This is a genomic window from Nocardia sp. NBC_01327 (genome assembly GCF_035958815.1).
In the GTDB taxonomy this organism is placed as follows: domain Bacteria; phylum Actinomycetota; class Actinomycetes; order Mycobacteriales; family Mycobacteriaceae; genus Nocardia.
The window spans coordinates 4,194,180-4,211,685 of sequence record NZ_CP108383.1; the positions used below are offsets into that span (position 1 = coordinate 4,194,180).

Sequence of the window (17,506 nt, forward strand, 5' to 3'; positions counted from 1 at the left end):
ACCATGTGCCTGGGTATTCCGGGACGCGTCGTGGAGATTCTCGACGGGTACAACAACCAGGTCGCGCTGGTGGACGTCTCCGGTGAGAAGCGGAAGGTGAATATCGGTCTCCTGGAGGATGATCCGGCACAACCGGGTGATTGGGTGATCATTCACATGGGCTTCGTGGTCGAGAAGACCGACGAGGCGGGCGCGGCATCGGCGCTGGCCGGATTGCGCCTGCTCGGCAGCGGTGACGAGCCGCCCGGTGACTTCCCATGACGCGCGCGCGTCGGCGGCTGCTGGTCGCAGGTGTGGTGCAGGGTGTCGGATTCCGGCCCTTCGTCTACAGCACCGCGGCCGAACTGGCGCTCTCGGGCAGCGTATCCAACGACAGTTCCGGCGTGATCATCGAAGTGGAGGGCGCCCCCGGGGATCTCGCGGAATTCGCGCGGCGGATGCGTGAGCAGCCACCACCGCTCGCCGTCGTGGAATCGGTGCGCGAGAGCGAAATCCCGCTACGCGGCGGCACGGGATTCCACATTGCCGACACCTCCCGCACCGGCGGCGGCCGCACCCTCGCCTCTCCCGATGTCGCCATGTGCGCGGACTGCGCCCGGGAACTCGCCGATCCCGGCAATCGCCGCTACCGGCACCCGTTCATCAACTGCACCAACTGCGGTCCGCGCTTCACGATCATCGCGGACCTGCCGTACGACCGCGACCGGACATCGATGGCGGACTTCGCCATGTGCGAACGTTGCGCCGAAGAGTACGCGGATCCCTCGGACCGGCGTTTCCACGCCCAGCCCATCGCCTGCCCCCACTGTGGCCCGACCCTGGCGTTCGACGCCCGGCCCGGCGCAGGGCAATTGCCCGAATCGAAAAGCCTTGCGGTGGAACCGGATGCCCGCGATGCCGCGTTGTGGCGAGCCTGGCGGAGCGTCGAGGCGAACATGCTCGCGCAGGCCGTGCGCCATCCGGGCGACAATGCACTCCCGCAGACCCAGTGGAATCCCGGGGAGTTCGCGCTGGCCCAGGCGCGAGAGCTGTTGCGCGCCGGCGGAATCCTCGCCGTCAAAGGCATCGGCGGATACCACCTGGCCTGCGACGCCGCCGATGACGCCGCCGTGGCCGAGCTGCGCCGCCGGAAGCGCCGCGGCGACAAGCCTTTCGCCGTCATGGTTCCGGACCTGGCCACCGCCCGCACCATCGCCGAGGTCGACCAGACGAGCGCGGCCCTGCTTACCGGCCCGCAGCGCCCGATCGTCCTGCTTGCCCGCAAGGACCACACGCTGGCGGCCTCGGTCGCGCCGCGCACTCCGGATCTGGGCGTCATGATCGCGTACACCCCGCTGCACGTACTGCTGTTCGGTGGCCCCGAGGATCGTCCCGGACCACAGGTGCTGGTGATGACCTCGGGCAATCTCGGCGGTGAACCGATCTGCTACGACGATGCCGACGCCCGCGAGCGCCTGGCCGAGCTCGCCGACGGCTGGCTGTCGCACAATCGGCGCATCCTCATCCCCTGCGACGATTCGGTGGTCCGCGTGGTGGACGGGATCGAACTGCCGATCCGGCGCTCGCGCGGATACGCGCCCCTGCCGCTGGCGCTTCCGGTCCCCGTGCCGCCCACCCTGGCGGTCGGCGGCGACCTCAAGAACACCTGCGCGGTCGCGGACGGCCGCTATGCCTGGCTGAGCCAGCACATCGGCGATATGGACGATCTGGCCACCCTGCGCGCCTTCGACAATGCGGAGCGGCATCTGGAGGTGCTCACCGGCGTGCAGCCGATTCAATTGGCCGCCGATGCGCATCCGCTCTATCGATCCACCGCATGGGCGCGCCAGCACGCGGGGGATCGGCCCGTGCGCACCGTCCAGCATCACCACGCCCATATCGCCTCCGTCATGGGTGAGCACGGCCTCGGCGAATCGGCGACCGTGGTCGGCCTCGCCTTCGACGGCACGGGCTTCGGTCCGGACGGCGCGGTGTGGGGCGGTGAGGTACTGCTGGCGAGCTACAAGGGATACCGGCGACTCGCGCATCTGAAATACGTTCCGCTGGCCGGTGGGGACGCCAGTGTGCAGCGGCCCTACCGCATGGCGCTCGCCCATCTGCGGGCCGCCGGCATCGAATGGTCGGACGACATCAACTCGGTGGCGGCCTGCCCGGAAAACGAAAGACGGGTGCTGGCACATCAATTCGACACCGGACTCGGCTGCGTGCCGACCTCGAGTATGGGCCGGCTGTTCGACGCGGTGTCGTCGCTGGCCGGTGTGCGGCATATCGCCGACTACGAGGCGCAGGCGGCGATCGAACTCGAAGGCCTTGCGCGCGGTATCGCTCCGGCAGCGGACGTCTCCGGGACGGTGTACCGGTTCGGAATCGACCGGGAGGCGGACCCTCTCGTGATCGACCCCGCGCCGGTGATCGCCGCGGTCGTCGCCGATGCGACCGGTGGCGTCGCCCCCGCGCTGATCGGTGCGCGCTTCCACGACGCCGTCGCCCGGCTGGTCCTGGAACTGGCGAACGCCTTTGCCGGCGCATCGACCACAGTGGCCCTGTCCGGCGGCGTCTTCCAGAATGCCCTGCTGCTTTCGCAGTCACGAACTGTGCTGCGGGAAAACGGATTCCATGTCCTGAGTCATCGGCGGCTGCCGCCGAACGATGGTGGTCTCGCATTCGGGCAGATTCTTGCCTCGGGCGCGGGCTGAGCGAAAGGAGAGCCGACAATGTGCCTGGCAGTCCCAGGAAAGGTGCTCAGCCTCCAGGAGCGCGACGGCACGCTGATGTCCGTCGTCGACTTCGGGGGCGTGCACAAGGATGTGTGCCTGCAATACATTCCGGACGCCGCCATCGGTGACTACGTGGTGGTGCACGTCGGCTTCGCCATTCAGCGGCTCGACGAGGTGTCCGCACTGCGCACACTGGCCGAATTCGAGCATCTCGGGGTGCTGAAGGAGGAATTCGGCGACGGTTTCGCACTGGCCGCCAAACAGGCCGGTCTCGCAGACCCCACCAGCGCGGGAGCCGAATCCGCACCGCCACAATCTGATACAGAGGTGCCGTCATGAAGTATCTCGACGAGTTCAGCAACCCTGAGCTGGCCAAGAACCTGCTCGACAAGATCCGCGCCGTCACCACCCGGCGCTGGGCGATCATGGAAGTATGTGGCGGACAGACCCATTCGATCATCCGCCACGGCATCGACCAGCTGCTGCCCGACCAGATCGAGATGATCCACGGGCCCGGCTGCCCGGTCTGTGTGACGCCGCTCGAGGTGATCGACAAGGCGCTCGAGATCGCCGCGCAACCCGGTGTGATCTTCTGTTCCTTCGGTGACATGCTGCGGGTGCCGGGCAGTAAGAAGGACCTGTTCCACGTCAAGAGCGAGGGCGGCGACGTCCGGGTGGTCTACTCACCGCTCGACGCGCTCACTATCGCCAGGGAGAATCCGGACCGCCAGGTGGTGTTCTTCGGCATCGGATTCGAGACCACCGCACCCGCCAACGCTATGACCGTCTATCAGGCGAAAAGGCTTGGTATCGAGAACTTCTCGCTGCTGGTCTCGCATGTGCTGGTACCGCCCGCCATTGCCGCCATCATGGAATCGCCGAGCTGCCGGGTACAGGGTTTTCTGGCGGCCGGGCATGTGTGCAGTGTGATGGGCACCGAGGAGTATCCGCCGCTGGCCGAGAAGTACCGGGTGCCGATGGTGGTCACCGGTTTCGAACCGCTCGACATTCTGGAAGGCATCCGCCGCACCGTCATCCAGTTGGAGGAGGGCAGGCACGAGCTGGAGAACGCGTATCCGCGCGCGGTGACCCTGCAGGGCAATTCCGCCGCGAAGGCGATGCTCACCGATGTCTTCGAGGTGACCGACCGGGCCTGGCGCGGAATCGGCGTCATCCCGCTGAGCGGCTGGCGGCTCTCCGAGCGCTACCGCGATTACGATGCGGAACAACGGTTCTCGGTGGGCGATATGCACACCGCGGAATCCTCGATCTGCCGCTCCGGCGAGGTCCTGCAGGGCCTGATCAAACCGCACGAGTGCGCGGCCTTCGGCAAGGAGTGCACGCCGCGAAATCCGCTGGGCGCCACCATGGTGTCCTCCGAGGGCGCCTGCGCGGCCTACTACCTGTATCGACGCCTGGATCTGCCCGCGGAGGTGGCTCATGCCTGACGATATCGCAATGCCGACCGCCGCTGCCGCGATCGATATGGAGAACTGGGTGTGCCCGATGCCCCTGCGGGACTCACCGAATATCGTGATGGGGCACGGCGGCGGGGGCGCCATGTCGGGGGAGTTGATCGAGCATCTGTTCCTGCCCGCCTTCGGCTCGGCCGCCGAGGCGGGGATGGGCGATTCCGCGGTCATCACCCTCGGAGGTGCGCGGCTGGCGTTCTCGACGGACTCGTTCGTGGTGAAGCCGTTGATATTTCCCGGCGGGTCGATCGGTGATCTGGCGGTGAACGGCACGGTGAACGATCTGGCGATGTCGGGTGCACGGCCGATGGTGCTGTCGACCGCGTTCATTCTCGAAGAGGGCACGGCGCTCGCCGATATCGCTCATATCGCGAAGGCACTGGGCACGGCGGCCCTGGCGGCCGGCGTCAAGCTTGTCACCGGCGATACCAAGGTGGTCGATTCCGGCCACGGCGACGGCATTTTCATCAATACCGCGGGTATCGGCATTGTCGACGACGGCGTGGATATCCGCCCGCAGCGGGCCGCACCGGGTGATGTGGTGATCGTCAGCGGCGATATCGGCGTGCACGGGGTCGCGGTCATGAGCTGCCGTGCGGGGCTCGAATTCGGGACCACGGTGGTCAGTGATACCGCGCCGCTCAATGGGCTGGTCGCGGCAATGCTCGCCACCGGGGCCGATGTGCACGTGCTGCGCGATCCCACCCGCGGCGGAGTGGCCGCGACGCTCAATGAGATCACCGGTGTCGCGAAAGTCGGTGTCTCACTGGATGAAAGGAAACTGCCGGTGCCCCCGGAGGTGCGCGATGCCTGCGGACTGCTCGGGCTGGACCCGATGTACGTCGCCAACGAAGGCAAGCTCATCGCCTTCGTCGCACCGGAGGACGCGGACCGGGTACTGGCCGCCATGCGGGAGCATCCGCTCGGCTCCCGGGCCGAAGCCATCGGCGTCTGCGTCACCGAACATCCGGGCATGGTCGTGGCCCGCACCGCATTGGGAGGTACCCGGGTGGTCGCACTGCCCGCCGGCGAACAGCTGCCGCGGATTTGCTGAAGCAGGCGGCGGTTCGGTCACCCGGCGCGCTGCACAGCGCGTGGGGTGGTCTGGACCGCCGGCAGCGCCTCGGCATGATCGGAATGGCGGGCACCGTTCTCACGCTGCACATTGCCGGCTGGGCCACGCTGCTGCTCCTGGTGGCGCCCGGCAACCATGTCGTGCAGGGCACCGTCTTCGGCGTGGGTCTCGGCGTCACCGCCTACACCCTCGGTATGCGCCACGCCTTCGACGCCGACCACATTGCGGCGATCGACAACACCACCCGAAAACTGCTGTCGGAGAAGCAGAAACCACTCTCGGTCGGGTTCTGGTTCTCCCTCGGGCATTCCACCGTCGTATTCGTTCTGGTCGCGTTGCTCGCCATGGGGGTGAAGGCGCTCGCGGCGAATATCGAGAACCGTGATTCCGGTTTGCAGCAGTGGACCGGCGTATTCGGCACCGGCGTCTCGGGGAGCTTCCTGATTCTCATCGGAGTGCTGAATCTTGTTTCGCTGATCGGCATCTGGCGGGTGTTCCGCGGCATGCGCCGCGGCAACTACGACGAGGCCCAGCTCGAACAGCAGCTCGAAACTCGTGGCGCGCTCAACCGAATCTTCGGACCGGCCATGCGCGCCGTGCGCAAGCCGTGGCAGATGTACCCGATCGGACTGCTGTTCGGCCTCGGATTCGACACCGTCACCGAGGTGAGCCTGCTGGTGATCGCGGGCGGCGCGGCCGCGACCGCACTACCCTGGTATTCGATTCTGGTTCTCCCGGTGCTGTTTTCGGCGGGTATGTCGCTGTTCGACGCGCTGGACGGGGTCTTCATGAACTACGCCTACGGCTGGGCCTTCGCCCGCCCGGTCCGCAAGATCTACTACAACATCGTGGTGACGGGGTTGTCCGTGGTGGTGGCGCTGTTGATCGGTGCGCAGGAGGTCATTTCGATCCTCACCGCCGAATTCGATGTCCGCTCCGGGCCGCTGGCCTGGGTGGGGAATCTTGACCTCGGCGCCATGGGTTTCATCATTGTCGGCCTCTTCGCGATCACCTGGATCGCCGCCGTCTCGGTGTGGCGGCTCAGCGATGTCGAGGGCCGGTGGCAGCGTGATCTCACCCCAAAGGCGTTGGAATGAAAGACGTCTCGGGCACCGAGATATTCGCCCGGTATGCCTACGCTCCCAACCGGCTCGGCTACTGCGGGCCGCCGGAGGCCACCGCACTGCGCGACGGTTCGCCGGACGAGGTGCGCGCGGTCGCCCGCCGCTTCTCGGGGGTCTGGCCGTACCTGCGGGTCATGTCGAGGATGACCGGGATCGCCGACCCGATGGATCCACGCCTGGTCGAATCCTATTGGCTCGGTGGCGGTCTGGGCGCGCAGCTCGATGCCGGCCGGTTCACTGCCGAGCTGCTTTCGCTGATCGGGCCGCTCGCAGGCCAGTACTGGGCGCACCTGACCGCAGATCTCGCGGCGGAGGCGGCCGCCAATCACTGCTTCCACGTCTTCGGCGTGTACCCGTGGTCCCGGTTTCTCGGAAAGGGCATGGACGAACAGCCGATCCACGTTCTCGACAGCTGCCGCATCGGCTGGGGAACCGTGGTCGATCGCGACGGTGACGATATTTCGGTGCTCGGTCCCCGGCTGCTGTGGGATGAGAATGCGCTGCGCCTGTCGGAACCCTCGGTGCAGCACATCGTGATCGACGGCTTCGCCCCGGAGACGACGATCGGCGATCAGGTCGCCGTCCACTGGGGCAGACTCTGCGGCTGCCTCGACCTCGCGCAGGTGCACGATCTGCAAGCGAGTACCGAACATCAGTTGCTGGCCACCAATCGCCGCCTCGCCGCCGATCAGCGTGCCTAGCTCTGCGCAGTAGGCCGGATGACGAGTTCGTTGACATCCACGGTTGCGGGCTGAGCGATGGCGAAGCCGATGGCCTCGGCGATGGCGGATGCGGGGATGGCGAGCCGGTCGGTCGCACCGCGCGCCGCCGATCGGGCCGCGTCCGAACCACCGTGGTCGGTGAGCTCGCTGTGGGTGAAGCCGGGGCTGACGACGGTGACGCGAATATCCTTGCTCTCCTGGCGCAATCCCTCGGACAGTGCGCGGACGCCGAATTTGGTGGCGCTGTAGACCGCTGCGGTCGGGTCGACGCGCAGGCCCGCGACGGAGGCGACATTCACGATGTGACCGCTGCCCTGCGCCTGCATGGTCGGCAGCACAGCGGCGATGCCGTAGAGCGTGCCGCGCAGATTGACGTCGATCATCTGCTCCCATTCGTCGATGCGCAGGTCGCTGATGGGGGAGAGCGGCATCACCCCGGCGTTATTGATCAGTACGTCGATCCGGTGGTAGCGCTCGACAGCGGTGGCCGCGAATGCCCGGACGCTGTCCAGGCTGGTGACGTCGAGTGCGAGGCCATCCAGCAAACCTCCGGCAGCGCGTACGCCGGCGGCCAGGTTCTCGAGCCGATCGGTGCGCCGGGCGCCCGCGACCACCCGATGTCCCAGCGCGGCGAGGTGACGGGCGGTGGCCTCGCCGATCCCGCTGCTGGCTCCGGTGATGAGGACGACCTTCGGCTCGGTCTGCGATGAGGAAGTCATTGCGCTCCTTGGGCTCCGATGAGGTGACAACCCAGTACATCCGGTGGTCGCCGCTTCGGGAAGGCAGTGGGAACCTGGGTGCGCGACACCCAGGCCAGTTCCGGCGTGGCTATCATCGCCAGCATGGGATCCCGTGACAATGAGCTCGGTGAGTTTCTTCGGGCCTGCCGCGCACGGATCGAACCCGCCGAGGCCGGGCTGCCGAGCGGCGGTTCGGGGCGCCGTGTTGCGGGGCTGCGCAGGGAGGAAGTGGCGGTGCTGGCCGGGGTCAGCGCCGATTACTACGCCCGCTTGGAACAGGGGCGTGAACGGAGTCCCTCCGCGCAGGTCATGGACGCCATCGGGCGCGCGCTGAAACTCACCGCCGACGCGCGCGGCCATCTGTATCGGCTGGCGGGGTTGAATCCCCTTGTGCCGCCTGGGAATTCCAGGGATCGTGTGCATCCGTCGCTGCTGCAACTGCTCGATGCGTTCCCTCGGGCCGGGGCGTATGTGCTGGGACCGGCATTCGACGTGCTGGCGGCAAATTCGATCGCCGATGCCTTGCTGGCGCCGTTCGGTGCCGAGCGGAATATGCCGCGCATCCTGTTCACACATCCGGAGGCGAGGACCGTATTCGCCGAATGGCCCGTGGTGGCCGCTGCTACGGTGCACGCGCTGCGCCTGAATGCCGGGCACTACCCGGCGGATCGGGCTATCAGCGGTCTTGTCGCCGAGCTCACCGAGAAGTCTCCTGAGTTTCGCGCGCTATGGGCCGATCACAAGGTCGGCGGCCTCGATCGCGCCTTCAAGATCTTCGTCCATCCCGAGGCCGGGCGAATCGAACTGACCTACCAGACCTTCGATGTGCGCGATGCGCCCGGACAGCAGCTGCTCGTCGGTACCCCGGAGCCCGGCAGCCGGAGCGAGGAAGCGCTCGCCTATCTCGCTGCCATGTCGGCTCCGGCCTGAGTTCGACCTGTCGCAGTACTTATATCGAGACCCAGCATCCAGGAGTATCGAACGTCATGCCCTTCGCTGATGAACTCATCAATGACCGCACCGCCCGCGATCTTCTCGCCGCGATCGAAAAGGCTGCGCCCACAGCCGAATTGGCTGCGCTGCGCGCCGCGACCGGCAAGCTCGGCCCTCTCGCCCTGCGCCCGCGTGCCGATCTGCTCCGCGATGCGCTCCTGGCGGATGTGCCGGGCGCCTACGCCGAACTCGCCGGTGTGGTGCGCACTGCCGCGGACAGTTCGGAGGCCTTCGGCGGCTGGCTGATCTGGCCGGTCACCAGCGCGATCGCGGCTCGGGCGGTACAGGAGAACAGCGGCGCCGCGTTCGATGATGCGATGGCGCTGCTGGCGGAACTCACCGGACGGCTCACCGCGGAGTTCGCGATTCGCACGCTGCTGCGCCACGATCTGGACCGGGCGCTGGGCATTATCGCCGGGTGGACCACCTCCGCCGATATCGATGTCCGCCGACTGGCCTCCGAAGGGACCCGGCCCTATTTGCCTTGGTCGACAAGGGTTCCCGAGATCATCGCCCGTCCGGGAGTCACCGTGCCGATCCTCGACGCGCTCTATCTCGACGACAGTGAATACGTCCGCCGCTCGGTGGCCAACCACCTCAATGATCTCAGCCGCGACGAGCCCGATCTGGTGGTCGCCGCCGCCCGGCGCTGGCTCGCCGCTCCGGGGGCCGATACCGCGCGCCTGGTGCGGCACGCCCTGCGCACCTTGATCAAAGCCGGCCACCCCGGAGCGCTGGAATTGCTCGGATTCGCCCACGCCGCAGTCGAAATCGACGGTCCGCTACTGGACCGGACAACCGTCCCGCCCGGCGGCAGCATCCGCTTCACCGCCACCATCCGCAATACCGGCACCGACCCCGCACGACTGTCCATCGACTACGTCATCCACCACCGCAAGGCGAACGGCGGCCAAACCGGCAAAACCTTCAAACTCGCCACCTGCACCCTCGCCCCCGGCGAAGCGCACACCATCGACCGCGAGCACTCCTTCCGCCCGATCACCACCCGCCGCTACTATCCCGGCGCCCACGCAATCGAATTGCGCATCAACGGCATCGCCTCCGACCGCGTCACCTTCGACCTCGAAGCGGAACCCGCCTGACCGGACGCGGGACGCTCACCGCTCGTTGTTCCACATCCGGAACACCGAACAGCGGGTCTTCTCACCGAAGGTCACCGTCCACAAATTAGCGAACGTCCCCAGCTTGCGATAAACCCCCGTCCCCCCGATCGCGGCCGTATCCCCATTAACGGCCAGCACCGACCACTCGAACTCCCACCCACCCTCCTGCCACGCCTCCCGACTCAACCACCCATCGACGATGGCCGCCCGCCCGATCCACGAAGTCGCATAAGGCCATTCGTGATACTCGGCCTCCTCCGTGAACAGCGCGGCAATGTCCTCCGGATCGGATGTCTTCCATGCCCGCACATACCGCCCGACCCACGCGTCCACCTGCTTCTCGGTAATCGCGACCATGATTCCCCTTAGCTCTCCGGCACTTTCGCCCATCCTCGGCTGATTCTCGGACGCGGAGAAGGCCGCGGAGTTCCTGGGTGCCCGGCTCCTAGGAACACCTCCGACGGCTGCCTGAGGGTGATGGCTACGCCATGGCGTGGTTCGCGAAGTACATCCCCGGCCCCGATATCGAAGGCCGCCGACTCTCAGCTGGTCCGGCTGTCCTCGGCGGCAGTCTTCGAGCTCCACGACAGGAGGATGCGGAGCGCGTCGTGTGAGGGGGTTCCCGGTTCGGCGGTGAGCACCAGCAGGCGCTGGCCGGAGCCGTCGGGGCTGAGCCAGGTGTCACCAGTCGAGGGTGAGGTCGCCGGCGAGCGGGTGCCGATAGCTCTTTGTGCCGAAAGTGGCGCTGTTGACCCAATGGTCGATGGCAATCTTCGACGCCTTCACCGCAGTCCCTCTGATCGAACAGCGCCCACTACTGCTGATCGTCGGCACCCGTGCGATCACCTCCTGGATGAGCGTGGAAGCGTTTCAGAAGGCCCTGGGCCCCAAAGAAATTCACTGGATTGCAGGAGCCGGCCACGTCGATTTATACGACCGCGAGCAATACCTCGGCCCGGCGATCGAGAAACTGACCGCCCACTTCACCGAGTACCTCGCCGCCGCACATCCGCTGGTGTCGACCTCGGAAGTTCCCCGATGACAGTCCTCAAGTAGGAACATGGAAATATATGCATCTGTTTATGTGAATCCCGTGGGTCATAACCACAGCAACAGACGCCAAGAAGAGGGCCGGGGTCGTTTGAAACGGTCGTTCTTGTTTAGGGTGGGGGTATGCCGCGCATCAGTGAGGAACTTTGGGCCGAACGGCGTCGTCATGTGTTGATTAGTGCTTGGGGCTGTTTCGCGCGGGATGGGTTCCATGCGGCGTCGATGGATCAGATTATTGGTGCGACCGGGTTGTCCTCGAGTGCTGTGTACCGGTACTTCCGTAGCAAGGACGAACTCATTGACGCTACGGCGGAGGAAGCGCTCGTGCTGATCGGGAGTCTGTTCGATCGATTGCTGGCCGCTGAGCCGATACCGACCCCGGACGAGACGGTTGCCGTGCTGGTGGAGGACCTGCACAGCAGGGGGGAGCAGGAAGGGTATGACCTCTCGCAATTGGCTATGCAGGCGTGGACCGAGGCGCTTCGGCGGCCGCACCTGCATGAGCTGGTCAACGCCTACTATCGCTCCACCCGGGCGAACTTCGCCGAGCTCGCCCGGCGGTGGCAGGCTGCCGGATACCTTGCGCCGGATGCCGATATCGACGCTGTGGCAGCGTTATTGACGACGCTGATGCCGGGTCTGATCGTTCTGGAACACCTCGGTGACGGCTCCTCGGCGCAGCAATTGATCGCCGGCATAAGCGGTTTCGCCTCGGCCTCGTCGCTTCGAGACGGGGCTCGCGACCGAAATCCGGTGTGAACGCGGGATTGTGCCCAGCTGTCACGTCAATGGTGTGAGTAGATCCTGCTGTGGAGGCCAATCCACCAGCGGCCTAGCGAATCTGGCGAACTGCTCCATATGGGCAGTCTTGTGGTGCGCATCGAGTGCGGCCTGATCGGCCCACGACTCGTAGACGACGATCGTGTTCGGATGCTCGTTTTCCGTGTGTACCAGGTAGGCGAGGCAGCCGTCCTCCTGCCGGATGATGTCTTCCAGTGACCGCATCCGGGCGAGTACCCGGTCTCGGTAGCCGGGCAGCGCCGTGAGCCGGGCGACCGCGCACACGGCGGATTCGCCTGCGGCGCTCGCTGTTTCGGCGACAACTCCTGCGCCGAGCCAGGGTGAATCGAATTCCACCGCATCGGCGCCCAACCGGTGGGGCTCGGTGGTGTAGAAGCGCAGCCGGAGACCGTCGGGATCGGGAACGACCAGCAACCAGCCGATCAGCGCGACGATCGGGGGCGAATGCGGGATGTCGAGGGTATTGAGCCGTGCAACCCAGTCGTCGATCGCCACTCTGTCCGTGACGGACAGGGTGAGAAGGTCATAACCGTTAAGAGCCTTGGCCGTCACCGGATCCAGCCGTAGCTCCAGGCGGCCGGGGAAGCCGGGAACATCGAGGATGACGGCGAAGAGTGTGCCGTCGGCGCGACGGTGATCGAGCTCGGTCAGACGATGCGCGCCGAGGACGGTGCGATACCAGTCGGCACTGCGCTCGAGGTCGGTGACGGGCAGTTTCAGGTGATGGATTCCGCTGTGTACGGGGTTCGCGGGGGCGCTCATGATCAGATCAACTCCGTCGGAAGTGTGATTCGGACGCGGTGGTGTTATCGGACGGGAGGTAGCTCGAAAGGTCGTGCAGCACAGCGTCGGCACTGGTCGGAACGTGGTCCGCGGCCAGATATCCGTCCGGCCGGACAAGCAGTGCCTTGTCGAGCCCGGCCACGTACTGAACGGTCACCACCCCGTGCTGGACGGGGTGCGCCGAGGCCGGCCCACTGTCGCCGGGCAGTGCAAGGGTCCAGTTCAGATCAGTACCGGGCACGGTCAGTGGCGAGACCCGCCCGCCGATACGGGGTGATCCGCGGTCGGGCTCATCGGTATAGGCGATATCGAGCTGAGCGAGTTTGGTGGTGATCCAGTCGGTGACGCCCGGTGTGGCGGCGGCCGCGGCCAGGACTCGATTGCGGAGATCGCCTGCGACCGAGTCGCGCAGATTTGCCAGTGTGGCGAATTGGCTTGTGAAGGAGACCATTCCGGTCGCGACCGGGTGCCGCTCGCGGTGATAGCTGTCCAGCAGTTCGACCGGTGCGAGCCCCGTCAGTACCGCATGCAGTTTCCATGCCAGATTTCCGGCGTCCTGAATGCCGGTATTCATGCCCTGAGCTCCCGCCGGGCTGTGGGTGTGTGCGGCGTCGCCGACCAGGAAGACATTTCCGGCCCGGAAAGAAGCCGCCACCCGTTCCTGCACGCGGTAGGTCGATGCGGCCACCACCTCGATCACGCGGGCCGCGCTGGAACGCGAACCACGCTCGGCGAGAAGGCGTTCGAGATCACCGGGTGTCGGGGGCGCCGCGCTGGGCGCCGAGGCCACCATGCGATGCAGGCCGCCGGCGAGCGGTGACAGCAGCAGCATGCCGTTGGCGGAAAGGTAGAACGTGGTGTCGGACTTGGCGTTGTCGCCATCGAGACTCAGCCGAACATCGGCAATAGCGAATCGCTGCTCGTGCGCCGCACCGGGGAAATCGATTCCGGCTGTCGCCCGGACCGCACTGTGGACGCCGTCGCAGCCGACGATATAGCGCGCGGATATCGCGCGCAGCACGCCGTCGGGGCCCGCGACGGTCGCGACCATCCCCGGGAAATCGGTGGCCGCGCCGAGGAATTTGTGACCGCGATGCACCTCACCGCCCAACTCGTTCAAGCGCCGCAGCAGATGCGCCTCGGTGGTCTGCTGGGAGATCAGCAGCACGAAGGGGTACGGCGTCGGCAGGTCGTCGTAGCCGGCCCGCAGCAAGGTCCTGTCGCGATCGTGCAACCGAAACCCCCGCCCACGCTCCCCGGCCTGGACCAATCGCGCACTGACCTCGAGCCGTTCGAGATATTCCAAAGTGCGGGGCTGCACGGCCGCCGCTTTACTGCCGGGCTGAACCTCGGTGACGCGGTCGATCAGGACATGGTCCACGCCCAGCTGGCGCAGGCTTGCCGCGAGTGTCAGTCCTGCCGGTCCGGCGCCGACGATCAGCACGTCGGTCTGGGTGGGAAGCAGCGGAATGGATACCATCGCCTTCTCCTAAAACGAAACGCTCGTTTCCGTATGAGTCTCAGAGTAGTCCCCGGAGAACCGTTAGCGCAAACGTTCATTCCTCTTTGTTGCTACCGCTTTTCGAGATTCAACGCACGGACGGACTGCCCGCTCGACAATGAACCCGGCAACGAACTGAAGGTGAGTACATGAGCAGAGCTATCGAGAATCTGATCGCCGCATATGCCGAGCTGGTGGACGGCGGCGACTTCGCGGGGCTGGGCGCCCTGCTCGCCGATGCGAGCTTCGGCAGCAGTGGGGGATCGGTCAGTGGGGCCGAGGCGATCGAGGCGATGTTCCGCGGCACGGTGATCGTTTATGAGGACGGCACGCCGCGCACCAAGCACGTCACCACCAATCTCGCGATTGAGGTGGACGAGGCTGCGGGTACGGCTGGGTGCCGGAGTTACTTCACGGTGCTGCAGGCGTTGCCCGAATTGCCTTTGCAGCCCATCGCAAGTGGTCGCTACCACGACAGTTTCGCTCGGCGTGACGGGCGGTGGCGGTTTGTTGAGCGGCGGGTGTTTGTCGATCTTGTGGGTGATGTCAGCAGGCATCTGTACCCGCGCGGGGGTCAGGCGGTGGGTGGGGAGTAGCGCAGGCCGTCCATCAGGAGGTCCAGCAGGCGGCGGGCCAGGTCGCGTTGGTCGAGTTCGCCTGCGATGAGGGTGATTCCGCCGAGGCTCATCAGGACGTCGGTCGGGTTGATGTCCGAGCGGATGGTCTTGTCAGCGGCACCGGCGGTCAGGAGTTCCGCCAGGGCGTCGGTGAGTAGTGCTCGGGTGTGCATGATGTCGGCTTCCGAGACGAGCAGGGTGCGCAGGGCGTCTGCCATCGCGTTCTTGGTGGCCATGAAGTCGATGAAATGGTCCATCCAGGTTCGGAGTGCCTGGGGGGCGGGAACATTCGACAGTAGGTCGAGAGCGGAGTCGCACAGTCTGGTGACTTCGTTGCGGTAGGTCGCTTCGACCAGGGTCTCGCGGGTGGGGAAGCGGCGATACAGGGTGCCGATGCCGACGCCCGCGTCCTTGGCGATCGCTTTGAGTGAGGCCTGGGTGCCCTCGCGGGCGAAGGCCTGTGCGGCCGCTTCGAGTACGCGGTCGTGATTGAGCTGCGCGTCGGCGCGCAGGGGGCGGGATCCTGCGGGGGGCATTTTTTCGACGTCTCCTGACTGTTGATAAACGGAGCCGGGTCCGCTTATGCTGGGTAAGCGGACCCGGCTCCGTTTATCAGTGTAGAGCGTCGTCAGGAAGAAGTAGTGTGATGAGTATCAGTCGCGTCACCACTCCGTTCGGTGCGCAGACCACCGCGTCGGAAGTCATTGCGGGCCTGGACCTTACGGGCTATCGAGCGATTGTCACCGGCGGTGGGTCCGGGATCGGTGTCGAGACGGCCCGTGCCCTCGCCGGCGCGCACGCGGAGGTGACCCTGGCCGTGCGCAATATCGAAGCCGCGAAGGCAGTCGCCGAGGAGATCATCGGCGACACCGGAAATGACAAGATCCGAATCGAACCACTCGACCTCGCGGACCAGGCATCGATCGCGGCGTTCGCCGCAGCCTGGCAGGGGCCACTGCATATCCTCGTCGACAATGCGGGCATCATGGCCACCCCGGACCTGCGAACCCCGCAGGGCTGGGAAATGCAGTTCGCCACAAACCATCTCGGCCATTTCGCGCTGACCGGTGCTCTGCACGATTCGCTGGCGGCGGCGGGCACGGCGCGAGTGGTCGTGGTGAGCTCGGTCGGTCATCTGAACGGGCAGATCGTGTTCGACGACATCCACTTCCAGCGCCGCCCCTATGACCCGTGGGAGGCGTACGGGCAGTCCAAAACGGCCAATATCCTGTTCGCGGTCGAGGCCGCGCGGCGGTGGGCCGACGACGGGATCACCGTGAACTCCCTGAACCCGGGCAGAATCCCGGCCACGAATCTGAGCAGGCATATGGGCGCGGTGCAGAACGCGCCCGCCTCGTTCGAGCCAGACAGCACCGCGGTCTCGTGGAAGACCCCAGCGCAGGGTGCGGCCACCTCGGTCCTGCTGGCCACCTCGCCGCTGCTCGAGGGGGTGAGCGGTCGCTACTTCGAGGACTGCAACGAGGCTGAACCACATCAGCCCGGCATTCGCCGCGGTGTGGCGTCCTATGCACTCGACGCTGGCAATGCCGAACGGCTGTGGCAGGTCTCGCTCGACCTGCTTGCCGGGCGGTAGCGGCCGAAGGGATTCAATCAACGATTGAATTACTGATTGACACGTGTTTCACTTCTCGGCATGGTTCAGAAGGTCGTCCCGGATCCGTGGCGGCCGTCCACACCCATCGAGGAGACACCATGAGTGGCCGACTGTCCGGCCGAGTCGCGCTGATCAGCGGCGCGGCATCGGGAATGGGCGCATCACACGCCCGCGCCTTCATCGCCGAGGGCGCCGCCGTCATGATCGGCGATATCACCGATGAGCCGGGGGAGCGGCTGGCCGACGAGCTCGGCGACCGGGCCGCCTTCATTCATCTGGATGTCACGCGCTCCGAGGACTGGACGGCCGCGGTGGCCGAAACCGTCCGGCGCTTCGGCAAACTCAATGTCCTGGTCAACAATGCCGGCATCTTCGACGGCGGCCCGCTCGGTGAGTACACCGAAAAGCAATGGCAGACAGTTATTTCCATCAATCTGACCGGGCCTTTCCTCGGCCTCACCGCCGCCCGCGACGCACTGGTGGCGGCACGTCCGGCCGCCGTCGTGAACATCTCCTCGGCCGCCGGAATTCAGGGCGTCGCCGGCGTACACGCCTACACCGCATCCAAATTCGGCGTCCGCGGCCTGACCAAGTCGGCGGCCCTGGAGCTGGCTCCCCACGGTGTCCGCGTCAATTCCGTGCATCCGGGCGGCATCCTCACCCCGATGCTCGGCGCGACCGGCGAGGTCACCGTCGACCGCGCCTCGAATCCGCTTGCCAGACTAGGCGTTCCCGAAGAGGTGACCCCGCTCGTCGTCTTCCTCGCCAGCGAGGAATCCAGCTACTGCAATGGTGCGGAGTACGTCGTCGACGGCGGTATGACCGCCGGTCGCCCCTAACCGCACCAGGGCGCCGCGGACCCGTCGAGGACCGGGAGCGGGCCCTTGTTGCACTGGCCGGACCCGGTCTGGAATGACTTGATGAGGTTCGCCGAACCGGTCGGTGACGGATCGAACGAGCCGGTCCCGCCCGTACCCGCCACCGAGTCGGCGGTCTGCGCCGCGGGCGAGAGCGCCAGCGGCTCGGCGGCCGCCATGGCCGCAGGGGCGAGCAGTCCGGCGAATACGCTCGCGGCGGCCACCGCGGTACGGATGGGTGTGATCATCAGTCGAGTCTCCTTGGGGTGCAGTGTTGTTCGCCCCAGAAAACTAGATGGTGGACCTTCCATGTTG

General features: G+C 66.2%; 20 protein-coding genes. 14 read left to right on the plus strand and 6 right to left on the minus strand.

Annotated elements, in window-relative coordinates; translation table 11 throughout:
• Nucleotides 1-3 precede the first annotated feature (3 nt).
• The 7 genes from OG326_RS19135 to OG326_RS19165 are packed head-to-tail and all read left to right on the plus strand — an operon-like array spanning nt 4 to nt 7,089.
• Complete coding sequence (locus OG326_RS19135; protein ID WP_327146007.1) at nt 4-261, plus strand: HypC/HybG/HupF family hydrogenase formation chaperone; 258 nt, start codon at nt 4-6, stop codon at nt 259-261.
• Nucleotides 258-2,696, plus strand: a complete 2,439-nt coding sequence (gene hypF, locus OG326_RS19140) for a carbamoyltransferase HypF (RefSeq protein ID WP_327146008.1) — start codon at nt 258-260, stop codon at nt 2,694-2,696. Before OG326_RS19135 ends, hypF begins: the two co-directional genes overlap by 4 nt.
• Before the next feature lie 18 nt (nt 2,697-2,714).
• On the plus strand, nt 2,715-3,056 hold the full coding sequence (locus OG326_RS19145; protein WP_327146009.1) for a HypC/HybG/HupF family hydrogenase formation chaperone: 342 nt from the start codon (nt 2,715-2,717) through the stop codon (nt 3,054-3,056).
• Entirely contained in the window at nt 3,053-4,165 is a 1,113-nt protein-coding gene (gene hypD, locus OG326_RS19150; protein WP_327146010.1) for a hydrogenase formation protein HypD, read from the plus strand. Before OG326_RS19145 ends, hypD begins: the two co-directional genes overlap by 4 nt.
• Nucleotides 4,158-5,243: a hydrogenase expression/formation protein HypE gene (gene hypE, locus OG326_RS19155; RefSeq protein WP_327146011.1), complete on the plus strand. Its 1,086-nt coding sequence runs from the start codon at nt 4,158-4,160 to the stop codon at nt 5,241-5,243. Before hypD ends, hypE begins: the two co-directional genes overlap by 8 nt.
• 50 nt (nt 5,244-5,293) lie before the next feature.
• Nucleotides 5,294-6,361 (plus strand): HoxN/HupN/NixA family nickel/cobalt transporter, encoded by a 1,068-nt coding sequence (locus OG326_RS19160; protein ID WP_327146523.1) that lies wholly within the window; start codon nt 5,294-5,296, stop codon nt 6,359-6,361.
• Nucleotides 6,358-7,089 carry a DUF6390 family protein gene (locus tag OG326_RS19165; protein ID WP_327146012.1) on the plus strand — a complete coding sequence of 244 codons (732 nt, stop codon included), beginning with the start codon at nt 6,358-6,360 and terminating at the stop codon, nt 7,087-7,089. Before OG326_RS19160 ends, OG326_RS19165 begins: the two co-directional genes overlap by 4 nt.
• Here OG326_RS19165 and OG326_RS19170 read toward each other — a convergent pair.
• The gene (locus OG326_RS19170; RefSeq protein ID WP_327146013.1) at nt 7,086-7,829 is read right to left on the minus strand and encodes an SDR family oxidoreductase; all 744 of its coding nucleotides are present in this window, start codon (nt 7,827-7,829) and stop codon (nt 7,086-7,088) included. The genes OG326_RS19165 and OG326_RS19170 overlap by 4 nt on opposite strands.
• 123 nt (nt 7,830-7,952) lie before the next feature.
• Here OG326_RS19170 and OG326_RS19175 point away from each other — a divergent pair, with 123 nt between their 5' ends.
• The gene (locus OG326_RS19175) at nt 7,953-8,780 is read left to right on the plus strand and encodes a helix-turn-helix transcriptional regulator (RefSeq protein ID WP_327146014.1); all 828 of its coding nucleotides are present in this window, start codon (nt 7,953-7,955) and stop codon (nt 8,778-8,780) included.
• Between the two features lie 56 nt (nt 8,781-8,836).
• A complete protein-coding gene (locus OG326_RS19180) occupies nt 8,837-9,946 on the plus strand; it encodes a DNA alkylation repair protein (protein ID WP_327146015.1) in 1,110 nt (369 codons plus the stop codon).
• Nucleotides 9,947-9,961: 15 nt separating this feature from the next.
• On the opposite strand, the gene OG326_RS19185 is transcribed toward OG326_RS19180, so the two are convergent.
• On the minus strand, nt 9,962-10,324 hold the full coding sequence (locus tag OG326_RS19185) for a nuclear transport factor 2 family protein (protein WP_327146016.1): 363 nt from the start codon (nt 10,322-10,324) through the stop codon (nt 9,962-9,964).
• A gap of 406 nt (nt 10,325-10,730) precedes the next feature.
• On the opposite strand from OG326_RS19185, the gene OG326_RS19190 reads away from it, so the two are divergent.
• Together OG326_RS19190 and OG326_RS19195 are read left to right on the plus strand one after the other, a co-directional pair.
• A complete protein-coding gene (locus tag OG326_RS19190) occupies nt 10,731-11,009 on the plus strand; it encodes an alpha/beta hydrolase (RefSeq protein WP_327146017.1) in 279 nt (92 codons plus the stop codon).
• 131 nt (nt 11,010-11,140) lie between these two features.
• Entirely contained in the window at nt 11,141-11,776 is a 636-nt protein-coding gene (locus OG326_RS19195; protein ID WP_327146018.1) for a TetR/AcrR family transcriptional regulator, read from the plus strand.
• 21 nt (nt 11,777-11,797) lie between these two features.
• Here the strand turns inward: OG326_RS19195 and OG326_RS19200 are convergent, their stop codons facing one another.
• Both OG326_RS19200 and OG326_RS19205 read right to left on the minus strand, forming a co-directional pair.
• Nucleotides 11,798-12,580, minus strand: a complete 783-nt coding sequence (locus OG326_RS19200) for an antibiotic biosynthesis monooxygenase (protein ID WP_327146019.1) — start codon at nt 12,578-12,580, stop codon at nt 11,798-11,800.
• 7 nt (nt 12,581-12,587) lie between these two features.
• Entirely contained in the window at nt 12,588-14,081 is a 1,494-nt protein-coding gene (locus OG326_RS19205; protein WP_327146020.1) for an FAD-dependent monooxygenase, read from the minus strand.
• Nucleotides 14,082-14,251: 170 nt separating this feature from the next.
• Here OG326_RS19205 and OG326_RS19210 point away from each other — a divergent pair, with 170 nt between their 5' ends.
• Nucleotides 14,252-14,698, plus strand: a complete 447-nt coding sequence (locus tag OG326_RS19210) for a nuclear transport factor 2 family protein (protein ID WP_327146021.1) — start codon at nt 14,252-14,254, stop codon at nt 14,696-14,698.
• Here OG326_RS19210 and OG326_RS19215 read toward each other — a convergent pair.
• Nucleotides 14,677-15,255 carry a TetR/AcrR family transcriptional regulator gene (locus OG326_RS19215; RefSeq protein WP_327146022.1) on the minus strand — a complete coding sequence of 193 codons (579 nt, stop codon included), beginning with the start codon at nt 15,253-15,255 and terminating at the stop codon, nt 14,677-14,679. The genes OG326_RS19210 and OG326_RS19215 overlap by 22 nt on opposite strands.
• 110 nt (nt 15,256-15,365) lie before the next feature.
• Here OG326_RS19215 and OG326_RS19220 point away from each other — a divergent pair, with 110 nt between their 5' ends.
• Both OG326_RS19220 and OG326_RS19225 read left to right on the plus strand, forming a co-directional pair.
• On the plus strand, nt 15,366-16,313 hold the full coding sequence (locus tag OG326_RS19220) for an SDR family NAD(P)-dependent oxidoreductase (RefSeq protein ID WP_327146023.1): 948 nt from the start codon (nt 15,366-15,368) through the stop codon (nt 16,311-16,313).
• Between the two features lie 119 nt (nt 16,314-16,432).
• Nucleotides 16,433-17,173 (plus strand): glucose 1-dehydrogenase, encoded by a 741-nt coding sequence (locus OG326_RS19225; RefSeq protein ID WP_327146024.1) that lies wholly within the window; start codon nt 16,433-16,435, stop codon nt 17,171-17,173.
• On the opposite strand, the gene OG326_RS19230 is transcribed toward OG326_RS19225, so the two are convergent.
• Nucleotides 17,170-17,439 (minus strand): hypothetical protein, encoded by a 270-nt coding sequence (locus tag OG326_RS19230; protein WP_327146025.1) that lies wholly within the window; start codon nt 17,437-17,439, stop codon nt 17,170-17,172. The genes OG326_RS19225 and OG326_RS19230 overlap by 4 nt on opposite strands.
• Nucleotides 17,440-17,506 lie beyond the last annotated feature (67 nt).

Bases quoted from the DNA above. Each gene is read 5' to 3' on its own strand.
- OG326_RS19135 (WP_327146007.1), top strand. From the start codon at position 4: ATGTGCCTGGGTATTCCGGGACGCGTCGTGGAGATTCTCGACGGGTAC.
- hypF (WP_327146008.1), top strand. From the start codon at position 258: ATGACGCGCGCGCGTCGGCGGCTGCTGGTCGCAGGTGTGGTGCAGGGT.
- OG326_RS19145 (WP_327146009.1), top strand. From the start codon at position 2,715: ATGTGCCTGGCAGTCCCAGGAAAGGTGCTCAGCCTCCAGGAGCGCGAC.
- hypD (WP_327146010.1), top strand. From the start codon at position 3,053: ATGAAGTATCTCGACGAGTTCAGCAACCCTGAGCTGGCCAAGAACCTG.
- hypE (WP_327146011.1), top strand. From the start codon at position 4,158: ATGCCTGACGATATCGCAATGCCGACCGCCGCTGCCGCGATCGATATG.
- OG326_RS19165 (WP_327146012.1), top strand. From the start codon at position 6,358: ATGAAAGACGTCTCGGGCACCGAGATATTCGCCCGGTATGCCTACGCT.
- OG326_RS19170 (WP_327146013.1), bottom strand. From the start codon at position 7,829: ATGACTTCCTCATCGCAGACCGAGCCGAAGGTCGTCCTCATCACCGGA.
- OG326_RS19175 (WP_327146014.1), top strand. From the start codon at position 7,953: ATGGGATCCCGTGACAATGAGCTCGGTGAGTTTCTTCGGGCCTGCCGC.
- OG326_RS19180 (WP_327146015.1), top strand. From the start codon at position 8,837: ATGCCCTTCGCTGATGAACTCATCAATGACCGCACCGCCCGCGATCTT.
- OG326_RS19185 (WP_327146016.1), bottom strand. From the start codon at position 10,324: ATGGTCGCGATTACCGAGAAGCAGGTGGACGCGTGGGTCGGGCGGTAT.
- OG326_RS19190 (WP_327146017.1), top strand. From the start codon at position 10,731: ATGGCAATCTTCGACGCCTTCACCGCAGTCCCTCTGATCGAACAGCGC.
- OG326_RS19195 (WP_327146018.1), top strand. From the start codon at position 11,141: ATGCCGCGCATCAGTGAGGAACTTTGGGCCGAACGGCGTCGTCATGTG.
- OG326_RS19200 (WP_327146019.1), bottom strand. From the start codon at position 12,580: ATGAGCGCCCCCGCGAACCCCGTACACAGCGGAATCCATCACCTGAAA.
- OG326_RS19205 (WP_327146020.1), bottom strand. From the start codon at position 14,081: ATGGTATCCATTCCGCTGCTTCCCACCCAGACCGACGTGCTGATCGTC.
- OG326_RS19210 (WP_327146021.1), top strand. From the start codon at position 14,252: ATGAGCAGAGCTATCGAGAATCTGATCGCCGCATATGCCGAGCTGGTG.
- OG326_RS19215 (WP_327146022.1), bottom strand. From the start codon at position 15,255: ATGCCCCCCGCAGGATCCCGCCCCCTGCGCGCCGACGCGCAGCTCAAT.
- OG326_RS19220 (WP_327146023.1), top strand. From the start codon at position 15,366: ATGAGTATCAGTCGCGTCACCACTCCGTTCGGTGCGCAGACCACCGCG.
- OG326_RS19225 (WP_327146024.1), top strand. From the start codon at position 16,433: ATGAGTGGCCGACTGTCCGGCCGAGTCGCGCTGATCAGCGGCGCGGCA.
- OG326_RS19230 (WP_327146025.1), bottom strand. From the start codon at position 17,439: ATGATCACACCCATCCGTACCGCGGTGGCCGCCGCGAGCGTATTCGCC.